At 46.3% G+C, this 12,267-nt stretch carries 16 protein-coding genes; 7 read left to right on the top strand and 9 right to left on the bottom strand.

Annotation, left to right across the window (positions count from 1 at the left end; genetic code table 11):
* Positions 1-19 precede the first annotated feature (19 nt).
* From SB752_RS23715 to SB752_RS23695, 5 genes are all read left to right on the top strand, one after another.
* Positions 20-667 (top strand): L,D-transpeptidase family protein, encoded by a 648-nt coding sequence (locus SB752_RS23715; protein ID WP_410718041.1) that lies wholly within the window; start codon positions 20-22, stop codon positions 665-667.
* Positions 668-973: 306 nt separating this feature from the next.
* Positions 974-1,360, top strand: coding sequence for a hypothetical protein (locus SB752_RS23710; RefSeq protein WP_410717993.1), 387 nt, complete (start codon positions 974-976; stop codon positions 1,358-1,360).
* Positions 1,361-1,519: 159 nt separating this feature from the next.
* Positions 1,520-1,750 carry a hypothetical protein gene (locus tag SB752_RS23705; RefSeq protein ID WP_410717992.1) on the top strand — a complete coding sequence of 77 codons (231 nt, stop codon included), beginning with the start codon at positions 1,520-1,522 and terminating at the stop codon, positions 1,748-1,750.
* Positions 1,751-1,829: 79 nt separating this feature from the next.
* Positions 1,830-2,006 carry a hypothetical protein gene (locus tag SB752_RS23700; protein ID WP_410717991.1) on the top strand — a complete coding sequence of 59 codons (177 nt, stop codon included), beginning with the start codon at positions 1,830-1,832 and terminating at the stop codon, positions 2,004-2,006.
* A gap of 174 nt (positions 2,007-2,180) precedes the next feature.
* Complete coding sequence (locus tag SB752_RS23695; protein ID WP_103109090.1) at positions 2,181-2,270, top strand: YjcZ family sporulation protein; 90 nt, start codon at positions 2,181-2,183, stop codon at positions 2,268-2,270.
* 73 nt (positions 2,271-2,343) lie between these two features.
* Here the strand turns inward: SB752_RS23695 and SB752_RS23690 are convergent, their stop codons facing one another.
* The 3 genes from SB752_RS23690 to lepA all read right to left on the bottom strand — a co-directional run bounded on the left by SB752_RS23690 (position 2,344) and on the right by lepA (position 5,193).
* Positions 2,344-2,724 carry a DUF4183 domain-containing protein gene (locus tag SB752_RS23690; protein WP_410718040.1) on the bottom strand — a complete coding sequence of 127 codons (381 nt, stop codon included), beginning with the start codon at positions 2,722-2,724 and terminating at the stop codon, positions 2,344-2,346.
* A gap of 106 nt (positions 2,725-2,830) precedes the next feature.
* Positions 2,831-3,115: a DUF4183 domain-containing protein gene (locus SB752_RS23685; RefSeq protein ID WP_410717990.1), complete on the bottom strand. Its 285-nt coding sequence runs from the start codon at positions 3,113-3,115 to the stop codon at positions 2,831-2,833.
* Positions 3,116-3,378: 263 nt separating this feature from the next.
* On the bottom strand, positions 3,379-5,193 hold the full coding sequence (gene lepA, locus SB752_RS23680) for a translation elongation factor 4 (protein ID WP_410717989.1): 1,815 nt from the start codon (positions 5,191-5,193) through the stop codon (positions 3,379-3,381).
* Between the two features lie 189 nt (positions 5,194-5,382).
* Here lepA and SB752_RS23675 point away from each other — a divergent pair, with 189 nt between their 5' ends.
* The gene (locus SB752_RS23675; protein ID WP_410717988.1) at positions 5,383-5,829 is read left to right on the top strand and encodes an HIT family protein; all 447 of its coding nucleotides are present in this window, start codon (positions 5,383-5,385) and stop codon (positions 5,827-5,829) included.
* Entirely contained in the window at positions 5,826-6,695 is an 870-nt protein-coding gene (locus tag SB752_RS23670; protein WP_410717987.1) for a GNAT family N-acetyltransferase, read from the top strand. Before SB752_RS23675 ends, SB752_RS23670 begins: the two co-directional genes overlap by 4 nt.
* Before the next feature lie 79 nt (positions 6,696-6,774).
* Here the strand turns inward: SB752_RS23670 and SB752_RS23665 are convergent, their stop codons facing one another.
* The 6 genes from SB752_RS23665 to SB752_RS23640 form a co-directional block, all read right to left on the bottom strand.
* Positions 6,775-7,752: a hypothetical protein gene (locus SB752_RS23665; protein WP_410717986.1), complete on the bottom strand. Its 978-nt coding sequence runs from the start codon at positions 7,750-7,752 to the stop codon at positions 6,775-6,777.
* Positions 7,722-8,270: a sigma-70 family RNA polymerase sigma factor gene (locus SB752_RS23660; protein WP_410717985.1), complete on the bottom strand. Its 549-nt coding sequence runs from the start codon at positions 8,268-8,270 to the stop codon at positions 7,722-7,724. Before SB752_RS23660 ends, SB752_RS23665 begins: the two co-directional genes overlap by 31 nt.
* A 67-nt stretch (positions 8,271-8,337) precedes the next feature.
* A complete protein-coding gene (locus tag SB752_RS23655; RefSeq protein ID WP_410717984.1) occupies positions 8,338-9,342 on the bottom strand; it encodes a methyltransferase domain-containing protein in 1,005 nt (334 codons plus the stop codon).
* The gene (locus tag SB752_RS23650) at positions 9,339-10,148 is read right to left on the bottom strand and encodes a heme ABC transporter ATP-binding protein (protein ID WP_410717983.1); all 810 of its coding nucleotides are present in this window, start codon (positions 10,146-10,148) and stop codon (positions 9,339-9,341) included. The genes SB752_RS23655 and SB752_RS23650 overlap by 4 nt, the downstream gene beginning before the upstream one ends.
* Complete coding sequence (locus SB752_RS23645; protein ID WP_410718039.1) at positions 10,145-11,182, bottom strand: FecCD family ABC transporter permease; 1,038 nt, start codon at positions 11,180-11,182, stop codon at positions 10,145-10,147. The genes SB752_RS23650 and SB752_RS23645 overlap by 4 nt, the downstream gene beginning before the upstream one ends.
* 42 nt (positions 11,183-11,224) lie before the next feature.
* Complete coding sequence (locus SB752_RS23640) at positions 11,225-12,250, bottom strand: ABC transporter substrate-binding protein (RefSeq protein WP_410717982.1); 1,026 nt, start codon at positions 12,248-12,250, stop codon at positions 11,225-11,227.
* Positions 12,251-12,267 lie beyond the last annotated feature (17 nt).

Genomic DNA, 12,267 nt, shown 5'->3' with positions numbered 1-12,267 from the left:
AGTAATCGCTTTACTAGTTATGATCATAACTGGAGGATACGCTCTGAAATCAGCTTATGCTGAACCATCTTTACCGATTGTAGTAGACCACGGGACGATTTCCATTGAGGTTTACCCTCAAAAACACCAATTAATCGTTCGAAAGCAAGGGCAAAAAATTAAGACATATACTGTTGCAGTCGGAAATCCCTCCACTCCAACTCCAATTGGGGAATACCAAATCGTATATAAAGGAAAAGATTGGGGCTCTTCTTTCGGACCAAGATGGCTCGGTTTAAACGTTCCTTGGGGAACTTACGGCATACACGGGACAAACAGACCAGATTCCATCGGCAAGCATAAAAGCCATGGATGTATTCGAATGCTCAACAGAGACGTTATTGAGTTATACGAGATAATTCCACTTGGAACAAAAGTAACGATCTTTGGTCATGTATTAGGAGATTCAGGTCATAATCCAAGAGCTTTAGCAGAAGGTGATGTAGGTGGAGACGTACAACTTATTCAGTCCCGATTAAAAAGTGCTGGATATTTTAAAGGCGCATGCGACGGTAAATTTCGTCGGAGCACAACAGCAGCTTTAAAAAAATTTCAACGCGATCGCAATTTACCACAAAATGGTGTTGTTTCAAACAAGGTTTACGAAGAATTGGGATTGCTGGAATAAGTAATAAAACCCAGTACACAAGGACTTTAACCTTACTGTATCCTTTTTGGGGGGATCACCATTACAGCTGCTCTGATCAGTTTAGTAATCTTGCTTGCGTTGATCTGCTTTGTTTTATGGAGAAACATACGGAAATAGAGGATTTTTCCCGAATAGGGCTTTTTTGTTTAGCAAAATTTCCAATAAGTAAATAAGACTCGTGGTCTGTAATACATCTGGTCAAAATACCAAAAATCAAAAGTTGCGGAGATGCCCTTGTCCAATTTAACACCTCCTGCATATTTTGGTACAAGGAGGTGGTAAAACATGGCAATGAACCCGCCAATTTTTATTGGAGCAAATAGTATTGCAAGGATCGGCAACCGTTTTTTCCTGATTGTTGAGGTTGAGGCAAAAGTACCAGGTGTTGAAGTTGACCCAGTATTTGCGGTCCGTTTAACCCGCGAGCAAGCGCGAAGACTCCTAAATGCAGGTGTGATGCGAACAACTATTCAAAATACACGTCCCCGACCCAGACCTGGATTGGACATTGAATTTAAAGGTGTATTGTTTGCTAATGGTCGGTTTTTCTCAGTCTTTGACGTTGAAAACTCGACCGATACCTCAGTACTTGTAAGAATCAACCGGGAACAAGCCCAAAGGCTTCTTCGCAATGGAGCACGGAGAATCAAAGTGATTAGAAGACCTTTTTAAATGACTCGGCTGGTTTCTTTCAGCTACATTGATGGATAACCCTGCGGAAAAGCTCCTGCAGGGTTATACCTTTTACTAACGGTCCCCCTCCCTCTCACCTACTCCAAATGAAATCCCTCTAAGATGGACATAATCCTAATAGATAGGGGGTCTAACTATATGGGAAAAGATGAGACTAAAAGGACGATGCGGTTTTGGATCGTTTCTGGAATAGTGGCTATCGCTGTATCCCAAATACCATTGTTGTTGCGAAATGGACGTCAACAAGAAGACAACCACACTCAAGATCAACATAAGAAAAAGCCTCGTTGGGTATGGTTCCTTTTTGGTACAATTTTCTTAGTTTTTCTCCTTTGGTTGTTCAATTATTTCATTACTGAAAATACATAACAATTGAAGGTCATAAGTCCATTCGCATCTCCCCCTCTCATCATATCTTGTTAGTAAATTCATTAAAGGGGATATGGCGATGAAAGATTTTCATCTTGAATTGAATTCAATTACGGATACCATCGTATTGGAGTCAATGAGAGAGGAATTAGCTTCTAATGCCCACTCTATTGACGTAACTTGGCATGAGCGGAATTTTATTTATGAAAAAATCCAAGCCATCGTTTGCCGATTAATGAATTTAGAACGAATTTAACACTCCCCTGAATGAAACTGCATTTTCCTACCTGGTTAAGCGTTGTGTAAATCCACCAATAACTTACGCTATAAACCCAAATTTTAAATTTGTAAACGAACGCCCGTACCTTATTGGTTTTACTGAATACCTTGTTTTGAGGCTATCCTCAATCTCATTTCAGGGGTGATATGAATGGGTGTGGGTGGATTTTTTGGTGATAACTTTGCATTGGTCTTAGTTCTTTTCGTCCTTTTAGTTATTGTCGGTTGTGATTGTGACTAATTTTTTATGTTTAGGGGCAGCTTATAAAGCTGCCCTTTTCAACTTGTATAAAGCAAGAGAAATTGGAGATTCGTTATGAAGTGGTTATTTTGATGAACTGCAAAATGAGTGGAACCCCCTGCACCGGAACATCACTTAGAATCAATGCACCTGGTTGTACCGTATATAAATTGGATGACTGAAGAATCCCATTAATAAATAGGTTAACAACTGATACTGAGTTGGGATCGAGAATTCCAGACGTACTAAATGGAATGACAGCATCGCTATTTGTATATACGTTTTTCACGCCGTCAGAAATAGCCGTATATTGGAATATCTCCGTTTGTAGTAAACCAGGTGTACAGGGGCAAGGAGGACAAGTAGGACATGGCTGTCCCGGATACACATCTGGACAACCTAACGGTGGGATTATAAGATAACCCGTGCTTCTCGCATTTACGTTATTCACCATATTTTGTTGTTTGGCCAAATAGTATCTCATTCCAATCTCCTTTCTTGGACAAGCAAGTAAACCCCTGGATAAAATATCAGCTCCGGGTTTACTCTTTTGATTCTCTTTAGTTGACAACAAATTCTATAGTTACTGGTGTACCTCCATTTTCAGCATCTCCGTCTGGAATAGTTATAGTGGTTGTTGTGACTGTCGAGGTATTTCCTTGTTGTAGCACTCCGTTAATGTAGAGATTGTAATAAGCAAACGTACTGGGAAATGCGGTGGCTGCTGCTCCTGCATCATTGTTAAAAGCAGTTGCTGCAATAGCAAATGTTGCACCAGTGCCTGTCCCGGTTCCCATCGTTGAATTAAATCTCACTGAGGTGATAAAGGGTTTAATAATCGGCATTTAAAACACCTCCCTATATTGTAAATATAAGGAATATCCTTACCTTTTAGTAAATGAATTGATTCTTACTTATGTAACGGACATATATCCTTAAGAGATCCGTATATTTTAGCTAACAAATCCTAGTCAAACTGAGGATATATTTGAAAATACGATTGAATATCAGTATAAGTCGATCAGGTATCTCACTCGGTACCATGGACATAAAAAATCCCCCACTATTTAACCGAGTGGGGGCAAAGCATCGTTTACTTTTACTGCTATTACTTTTCATCCATGCGCAATACAGCCATAAATGCTTCTTGTGGTACCTCTACGGAACCAACGGACTTCATGCGCTTCTTACCTTCTTTTTGCTTCTCAAGCAGCTTGCGTTTACGAGAGATATCCCCACCGTAACATTTAGCAAGTACGTTTTTACGCAGGGCACTGATCGTTTCGCGAGCAACAACCTTTTGCCCAATCGTTGCCTGGATTGGCACTTCGAATTGCTGACGAGGAATCAGTTCCTTCAGCTTTTCGCAAATAACCTTACCACGCGCATAAGCGGTATCCTTGTGAACAATAAAGGACAGGGCGTCGACTACTTCGCTGTTTAAGAGAATGTCCATTTTCACCAGCTTGGAAGCCTTGTAGCCAGCCAATTCGTAGTCAAAAGATGCATACCCTTTTGTGCCAGACTTCAATAAATCAAAAAAGTCATAGACGATCTCGGACAATGGCATGTCATACTTCAGCTGCACACGATTCTCTCCAAGGTACTGCATATCGAGGAAATCGCCACGCTTGCCCTGACATAGCTGCATCACGTCGCCCACGTATTCTTTCGGTACCATTACAGTAGCGGTCACGTATGGCTCCTCAACCATTTCGATCTTTTGGGCATCTGGCATTTTCGACGGGTTGTCAATCTCGATAACCTCGCCATTGGTTCTGGTAATGCGGTAAATAACACTTGGCGCGGTCGTGATTAGACTAATGTCAAATTCACGTTCGATGCGTTCCTGGATAATCTCCATGTGCAGGAGCCCCAAGAAACCGCAGCGGAAACCAAACCCGAGTGCTTGGGACGTCTCCGGTTCAAACTGCAACGAAGCATCGTTTAACTGCAGCTTTTCCAATGCATCACGCAGGTCATTGTATTCATTGGTCTCAATCGGATACAGTCCGCAGAAAACCATCGGGTTGATCTTGCGGTAGCCCGGGAGAGGTTCAGCGGCAGGACGGCTTGCATCTGTGATCGTATCACCAACACTCGTATCCCCTACTGTTTTGATCGAGGCAGCTACATAGCCTACATCGCCAACAGTCAATTCTTCCACTTGTGTTTGACGTGGCATCGAAGTACCGATTTCGGTAACTTCAAACGACTTTCCTGTCGCCATCATTTTGATTTTCATGCCTTTTTTCAGCGTTCCATTAAGGACACGAATGGAAGCAATAACGCCGCGGTAAGCATCAAAATAAGAGTCAAAAATAAGCGCTTGCAGTGGTGCATCCGGATCGCCTTCTGGTGCCGGAACCTTTTGTACAACCGCTTCCAGCACTTCCTTGATTCCGATTCCTGCTTTCGCGGAGGTCAGTACAGCATCACTGGCATCCAGTCCGATAACATCCTCAACCTCTTGCTTGACTCGCTCAGGCTCTGCGCTCGGCAAATCGATCTTGTTGATAACCGGGATAATCTCCAGATTGCTGTCCAGCGCCAAATAAACGTTGGCCAACGTTTGCGCTTCGATACCTTGTGCCGCATCCACAACCAGAATAGCTCCTTCACAGGCAGCCAAACTGCGTGATACTTCATACGTAAAGTCGACGTGACCAGGGGTGTCGATGAGGTGGAGAATATACTCCTCTCCGTCATCTGCTTTATAGTTCAAACGCACGGCATTCAGTTTAATTGTAATCCCGCGCTCTTTTTCCAGCTCCATAGTATCCAGAAACTGGGCTTCCATCTCACGTGCAGTCAGTGCTCCGGTCAATTCCAAAATCCGGTCTGCCAGCGTTGACTTGCCATGGTCAATGTGGGCGATGATGGAAAAATTTCGAATCCTTTTTTGTCTTTCACGGCGATCCATGTGTTGTTCGTTCCCTCCCACGCGAATCCATACAAACGTTTCAGATTGCGTCTCGCAAAAAATACACTAACGGTAATTATAACAAACGGGGGAAACCGGAGCAACAAAAGAGAATTGGGCGGTTGACATGATTTTTTCTCGCCACCAATTATTCCCTATGCTAGAGTGAGGACACAGGGAGGTTTCGATATGAAGCAGGATTATCAGAAGCAGTCTCATTGTCTAGGATGTCGTTTAGCCCATGCTGCCCAGCCCGTTCACATCGTTTATGAAAATGAGTGGGTCACCTGTCTGCTAGATATCGAGCCTTTTAATGAAGGGCATACACTCATTCTACCGAAACACCATTACGAGGAATGGACAGAAGTAGATCCCCTCATGATGGAACAGATAACGAAAGCAGCTTCACTCCTATCGGAAGCACTCAAAAATGTGTACAAGCCAGCAGGCATTACCATTTGCCAAAATGGCGGCATCTTTAATGAGCTTGCCCATTTTCATATGCATGTCATTCCCCGATTCGATGGGGATGGCTTTACATGGAGTGAAACTATACAGGCTCATGGGGCAGAAACTCGTTTGTCCACTACTCGTACCCTGCTTATCCAGGCATTAAAGGAGGATCGTTACACTTGAATAGCACTTCGTTTCGACTACATGCTTTAATGGAAAATGATATCCCTGCTCTGATCGAACTCTCGGACTCTGTTGGCTGGGACTATGATGAGGCAGAGCTTCGCACCATTTTGACTACTGGAAAAGTTTTTGGACACAGAAACGGAGCCGATCAGCTCGTTTCCTGCTCAGCCATTCTCGTCTACGAAGAACGGCTGGCAACAATCGGGATGGTGATTGTACACGATTCATGCAGAGGGTATGGTTTAGGACGGGAGCTCATGCAGGCATGCATGTCATCTGTCCCCAGCGACACGAACATCATGCTCGTCTCTACCCCTGCCGGGAAGCCTTTATATGAAAGCTTGGGGTTTACGACAGCTGAGACGATTCACAAATGCTTGAGCGACCATTTTGCTCCCTCTGCTGGCTCCTGTGGACAGGGCGAAATTTATCCTGTCATCCTCCCTATAGAGGTCGCAGATGTAGCGGACGTCATCGAGCTCGATCGTCTTGCTGTAGGCAGCAGACGCTCCCGCTTTGTTCAAGCCCGGATGGAGCAAGCAGCTACATGTCTCGTTGTCAAAGACGGTAGCGGTAAAACCGTAGGATATGGCATGGCTGTCCAAGGCCCAGTCAATCTAATTGTCGGTCCTCTCGTTGCGCCTGATTCCACCACAGCCATACGCCTACTTTGCCAATTAACCGCAGGGCATACAGGGAAGATTCGCATCGATGTTCCGAATGGACAAGAGGCTTTCCTCCACTTTTTACAGCAGAACAGATTTACGAAAGTCTCTGAGCCTCCTGTCATGGTCGCAAATACGAATCGCTTACCCGATCGCAATAGAACCTATTTTGGCATAGCCGCCCAAATTTTTGGCTAAATCATTCGTCTTTGTGCATCAAAAAACGGACCCTCTACGAAAGGTCCGTTTTTTCATGGATCGGTTTCATCATTTGTTTCTATCTGTTGCGCAGTTTCTCCAATATTTTCGGTGGCAACAGCTTTTTCATACTGCTTTGATATTCACTTCCATCACTCGGAATCTGAAAACCCGTTACGCGATACTTGTCTCCATTGTAAGCAATCGAAAAAACCATGGGCGAGCTGATCCCAGATGAAGATGACGCTTCTCCAAGAATCTTTACCCAGGCATACACCGTTCTGCTCTCGGCATTGGGAGCGTCAACACCAAGCAATTCCACCTCGACTTTTCTGTCAGGGCCCAGCCATCCCAGTTTTTTCCCCTCTGCATTGAGAAATTCGTAGATGAGCGGCTCCACCAAGGTGCGATTGGCAGGTGAGATTCCCTCCTGTACTTGTACGAACACTTGCCCCAAATGCTTCCCCTCTGATAAAGCCTGTAGCTTCCAAATACCTGGATCAGGTAGAGCAACCAGCATTGGGAAATGTCCCTTTGCATCAAACAGTGGATCCATGACTTGAAAGGTGCCCACTGGTACTCTACTTCCTTCACTGCTATAGGCAACAATCTCTACCGTAGAAGCTGTGGTCTCATCCAACAACCAGACGATGCGCTGCGCCTGCCCTTCATAAAAGCCTTTTTCGTCGGTAATGATCCGAACAGGCTTCTCTCCCAGGTAGGTGAAGGTTTGGTTTTGATAAGTAGATTTCACTGGTGTCGATGGCTTCCAAAGCACCGGGGTTTCCAATACGCCACCTGGCAGCAAGCTAGGTGTAGAATTCATCACTGTCCCAGGCTTCGCTGCTTGGTCATTTCCCACCTCTTTGGGCAAGGCTTGCCACAAGATCAAGCAAAAGATAACGGCTACAGCAGGTACCAAAAGCGGTCTCCAGCCTGCTTTTTTCCTGATTTTTTCACGAACTCTCTCTTCCATAGCGGATGTAAACTGTACGTCCCGCAGCACCGTTCGATCCGCCCGCTCCTTTAACTGCTCGAGCCATTTGGTCTCGTCCACTCCCAGTCCCTCCCATCTCCCATTCGCTTTTTGAGCTGCTGTCGCGCCCGAGTCAGCCTCGTCCTGACCGTACCTTCTGATACAGAAAGAACCTCGGCTACTTCGGCAATCGACAAATCGGCATAATAGTGCAAAGCGATTACCCTGCGATAGGGCGGGGAAAGCTCCAGAACGTGAGCGACTAATTGATCTCGTGCGGCTTGGTCCAGCACAAGGTGCTCGGTAGACACTTCTCCGTCCTTTTTGATCCAGGCACTATACAGGAGGTTGCGAAATGCCCAGGAGCGTAAAAAACCTTTGCATTCATTTACAGCAATGCGATAAACCCACGTATGGATGCTGCTCTGTTGACGAAACCCCGGAAGATGGCGGTACACCTTCACGAATACATCCTGAGTGATGTCTTCTGCCAGATTTTTATCCTTCACCAGAAAAGTAACAAGCCGCAGCACACGCGTCCCGTATTCCCGCATGATTTGCTCGAATGCAGCATCTAGCGTAGGCTGCAATTTCTCCAAAGGAAGTGTCCTCCTTCACTTGGTTTCTTACTGGTTAGATGCGGCAGACACCATTTTGTTACAAGGCTCAGCGATTTATTTTTTTGGCAAAAATGGTCCAGCGAGTAGCTGTCCCAGCAGAGACAGTCAGTTCTGCAAAAGGATAGCCTCCATACTGCCAGCGATCCATGTCATAGCCGTCTGTCTGCAAATCCCGATCTATTTGTTGGCTGCGCGGAACATTTTCAAAGCTGTTGATGACCTGAAAGCCTTCTGATTCCAGTAGAAGCGAAAGCTCCCCCGGCACAAGCAATGCCAGCTGTCGTTCAACACGATACCGATGCTGCTCGACTTGTTCCAAAAACGTCTCATAGGTAAGTGTATAACGAAACTGCTGCTGAGACAGCGAGGTTTCTCCCTCCACCCGCTGGTAAACCATGCGATCTGGAAATACATATTTGCGCTGTAAAAACGACCATTTGTCTTTCAAAGGCGGCAAAAGCAAATCAATCGCCACAACGCCATCCTCCGTTGTGTGCTCCCTGATTCTTCCGAGCAATTGTCGTTGCTGCTCCCTACAGATGGCTTGCTGAAAGATCCCCTCCGGCAGCAAAATGTGGGAAAACGTCCGCCCTAAATCGAGCTCGTGCATATCTTGCTCAATCAGCTCCAGCAGGTCTTCTTTTTTCTTCAACATACGCCGCTTCTTTTTCTCCGCCAGCTCAAGCATTTCCGGGCTCCAATCCACTCCGCATGCAGGCAGCTCATTTCGAGCGAGCTCGATGGCAATTCGTCCTGTTCCTACCCCGAGCTCTAGCACCGAGACTGGACTTTTTTCGTTTTCCTGAAGCAGCCAGTCGCGATAAAAGGCAATTCCGGCCTTGCCCGCAAACTGATCATAGTAGGTTGCCTCCAGCCCGGCGTACTTCGTTTCAGAAAGTGGCTGATGTCGCCCCTCTCCTTCCATGCCACAGGTCGTACAAACAGACCCCGCCAAATGTGGAAAAGGCACCCCAGGAGGGACGCCATTTTTCGTATCACCCAGCCATTCATCGTAACGAAACTTACATACCGTGCAGCTATACACACTCATAATGCTTTGGACACCTCCTGCGGTGATTGCTTGATTCTAAAAGCTTCCGAAAAAAAGTACACATGCTTTTTTCCCGTAATCGGATGCGTTGTCACTTCGGTCTCCACACCGAATACATCACGGATTAATGGCGGACTCAAAATTTGTTCAGGAGTTCCACTCGCAAAGATCTCCCCTTTTTTAATCACATACAAACGATCACAGTACATCGCAGCGATATTGAGATCATGCAAAGCTGACAAGACTGTGATCCCAAGCGCCCTGACTAAATCCATTACCTGCAGCTGATAGCGAACATCCAAGTGATTAGTCGGTTCGTCCAGGACGAGAAATTTAGCCTGCTGCACGAGCGCGCGGGCAATCAATACACGCTGCTTTTCTCCCCCTGACAAGCTAAAAAAGCTGCGATTTGCATAGGCATCCATGCCAACCCGTACAAGCGCTTCCTCGCAAATGTCGTGGTCTGCTTCTGTGTCTTGCTGAAACAGCCGCTTGTGAGGTGCGCGCCCCATCAAGACAATTTCCATCACAGTAAAATCAAATTCGATCGAAGACTCCTGACGGACAACAGCCATGCGCTGGGCATTTTCCTTGGCGGACAGCTTATATACATCGTCTCCGTCCAGCGAAATCCACCCCGCATGAGGCTTCATCGTACGATAGATGCTTTTAAGCAGTGTGGATTTCCCGCTGCCATTTGGCCCGATCAGTCCAACGAACTCACCAGCTGCGACCTCAAGCCCCACGTTGGACAGGATCGTTTTCTTCTCCAGATTGACTGATAAGTTATCCGCAACCAGCTTCATCGTCCGCTACCTCCAAAGGAATATGAATTGCGCAGCATCAACCAGATAAAAAACGGTCCGCCACATAGAGCCGTAATGATCCCAATCGGCAGCTCTTCTGGAGCAAAGGCTAGCCGTGCAATGGAGTCAGCCCAAATCAGAAAGATTGCTCCAAATAGAGCACTTACAGGCAGGACACGGCGATGATCCGATCCGACGACTACTCGCACGATATGCGGCATCATCAACCCCACGAACCCGATGGCTCCACTAATCGCAACGATCACCCCAGTCAGCAAAGCTGTGATCATCAAAAGCTGCTTGCGGAATTGGACCGTATTGACACCGAGTGTTCCCGCAGACTCTTCCCCCATCAGCATCGCATTGAGCGAGCGATATTGCGCCATCAATACAAACAGGCAGATCAGCACGACTAACGTCGGAATTGTGAGGTATTCCCATTTTCCTCCCGCCAGGCTACCACTCATCCAGAACAGAACGGACCGAATACCGTGCTCATTCGGTGCGGAAAAGATGATCAGGCTGGTAACTGCTGACAGAATGGCCGAGATCGCGATCCCCGACATAAGCAAACGTACTGTCGAGTTTTGTCCACCGATCCGCGATAGGGAAAAGATCAACAGGATAGACAAAAGCGCACCTGCAAAGGCTCCAAGTGACAGGGCGAATTGCCCAAACATGCTGAAGGCTCCGAAGAGAATAACCAGTGTGGCGCCAACCGAAGCACCCGAAGAAACTCCCAGTATGTACGGGTCTGCTAGTGAGTTTCGTACAAGAGACTGAATAGCTACACCTACTACCGAAAGGCCTGCTCCTACAATTGCCCCTAGCAGTACTCTTGGAAAACGAATATCCCAGATGATCGTTTGCTCACCCTTTGACCAATCAATGGGAATCCACTGACCCACTCCCGGAACTTGCGACAAGGCAATTTTCCATACCGTCGCAGGCTTGATATCTACAGAGCCCAAGGTGACAGCGATCGTGATGGAAAGCACCAGCCCGACTAGCAGGCTGATGATAATGAGAGGCATTTTGATCCGATGCAGAGTCATTCCCTCCTCTAGTAGAACTCTTTATTTAAATTTGTCCGGGTAGAGCCCTTCTCCCAGGATTTTCAGTGCAATCGGTGCGCGAACTCCCTCTGATGCTGCGGACAGTGGCAAGACGATCAATCTTTTATTTTGAATGGCTGGAATATCTGCCAGCTCGCGCTTCGTCAGCAAAAGGTTCTTTTTCTGATCTACCGTTTTGTCCCCGTAGTCCACGACTACAATCACGTCAGGCTTGCGATTGACAACCTCTTCCCAACTAACTTCTGCCCAACCCTTTTGAATATCATCAAATACGTTTTTACCGCCTGCCATTTTAATCAGGGATGTCATGTAATTGTTCGCTGCTGTAAAGGGGTTATCTTCTCCGCTATCATATACAAAAACCTGCAACGGCTTGTCCACAGAACCGATTTTACTCACTGTTTGATCCATTTCCTGCTTCATTTTTCCAATCAATTCATTGGCTTTATCCTCAACACGGAAAATCTTACCGATGTTTTGAATATCTGCAAAGACATCTTCTACGGTTGGGCCTGGCTTATTGGATGACTCTTGCAGGTACGATTTGATTCCAGCCTTGTCCAAATCCTCCATAGAGCCTACTCCTTTATCACCAAAACCACTCTTCCAGCCAGAGTAGACAAAATCAGGGTTTGCTGCCATCAGCACTTCTTTGTTTGGATATTTATCGGCCAACACTGGTACCTTGTCGTACGCTTCCTTGAGCTCAGGCAAAATCTGATCGTCCAAATATGCTGTTCCTACCATTTTATCTGCAAGACCCAGTGCAAGCATGATTTCCGTCACGTGTTGGTTTAAGGTAACCGCACGTTTTGGCGCTTCTGGATAGGTCATTTCAATGCCGTTTGTCGTGATAGTGACAGACTTATTGCCAGCAGGCTGCTCGGTCTTCGTTTCCGTTTTAGCAGCCTGCTCTGTTCCCGTTTTCGACTCAGTCGTGCTTGGTGCAGCAGAACCGCAAGCCGAAACAATGAGTACCAGCGCCATTACTGCTGCAATCCAAAATCCTTGTAAAACTTTTTTCATGTTTGCTTAACCCCTCT

It is taken from the genome of Brevibacillus sp. SIMBA_040 (assembly GCF_046535075.1).
Classification (GTDB): domain Bacteria; phylum Bacillota; class Bacilli; order Brevibacillales; family Brevibacillaceae; genus Brevibacillus.
Note: the sequence above shows the minus strand (reverse complement) of the source record. Positions and strands in the feature narration are given on the sequence as shown.

What these genes read in the sequence shown, in the direction of transcription:
- lepA (WP_410717989.1), bottom strand. Translation starts at nt 5,193, where the DNA reads ATGGATCGCCGTGAAAGACAAAAAAGGATTCGAAATTTTTCCATCATC.
- SB752_RS23675 (WP_410717988.1), top strand. Translation starts at nt 5,383, where the DNA reads ATGAAGCAGGATTATCAGAAGCAGTCTCATTGTCTAGGATGTCGTTTA.
- SB752_RS23640 (WP_410717982.1), bottom strand. Translation starts at nt 12,250, where the DNA reads ATGAAAAAAGTTTTACAAGGATTTTGGATTGCAGCAGTAATGGCGCTG.
- SB752_RS23710 (WP_410717993.1), top strand. Translation starts at nt 974, where the DNA reads ATGGCAATGAACCCGCCAATTTTTATTGGAGCAAATAGTATTGCAAGG.
- SB752_RS23655 (WP_410717984.1), bottom strand. Translation starts at nt 9,342, where the DNA reads ATGAGTGTGTATAGCTGCACGGTATGTAAGTTTCGTTACGATGAATGG.
- SB752_RS23650 (WP_410717983.1), bottom strand. Translation starts at nt 10,148, where the DNA reads ATGAAGCTGGTTGCGGATAACTTATCAGTCAATCTGGAGAAGAAAACG.
- SB752_RS23715 (WP_410718041.1), top strand. Translation starts at nt 20, where the DNA reads ATGATCATAACTGGAGGATACGCTCTGAAATCAGCTTATGCTGAACCA.
- SB752_RS23645 (WP_410718039.1), bottom strand. Translation starts at nt 11,182, where the DNA reads ATGCCTCTCATTATCATCAGCCTGCTAGTCGGGCTGGTGCTTTCCATC.
- SB752_RS23685 (WP_410717990.1), bottom strand. Translation starts at nt 3,115, where the DNA reads ATGCCGATTATTAAACCCTTTATCACCTCAGTGAGATTTAATTCAACG.
- SB752_RS23700 (WP_410717991.1), top strand. Translation starts at nt 1,830, where the DNA reads ATGAAAGATTTTCATCTTGAATTGAATTCAATTACGGATACCATCGTA.
- SB752_RS23695 (WP_103109090.1), top strand. Translation starts at nt 2,181, where the DNA reads ATGGGTGTGGGTGGATTTTTTGGTGATAACTTTGCATTGGTCTTAGTT.
- SB752_RS23690 (WP_410718040.1), bottom strand. Translation starts at nt 2,724, where the DNA reads ATGGTGAATAACGTAAATGCGAGAAGCACGGGTTATCTTATAATCCCA.
- SB752_RS23705 (WP_410717992.1), top strand. Translation starts at nt 1,520, where the DNA reads ATGGGAAAAGATGAGACTAAAAGGACGATGCGGTTTTGGATCGTTTCT.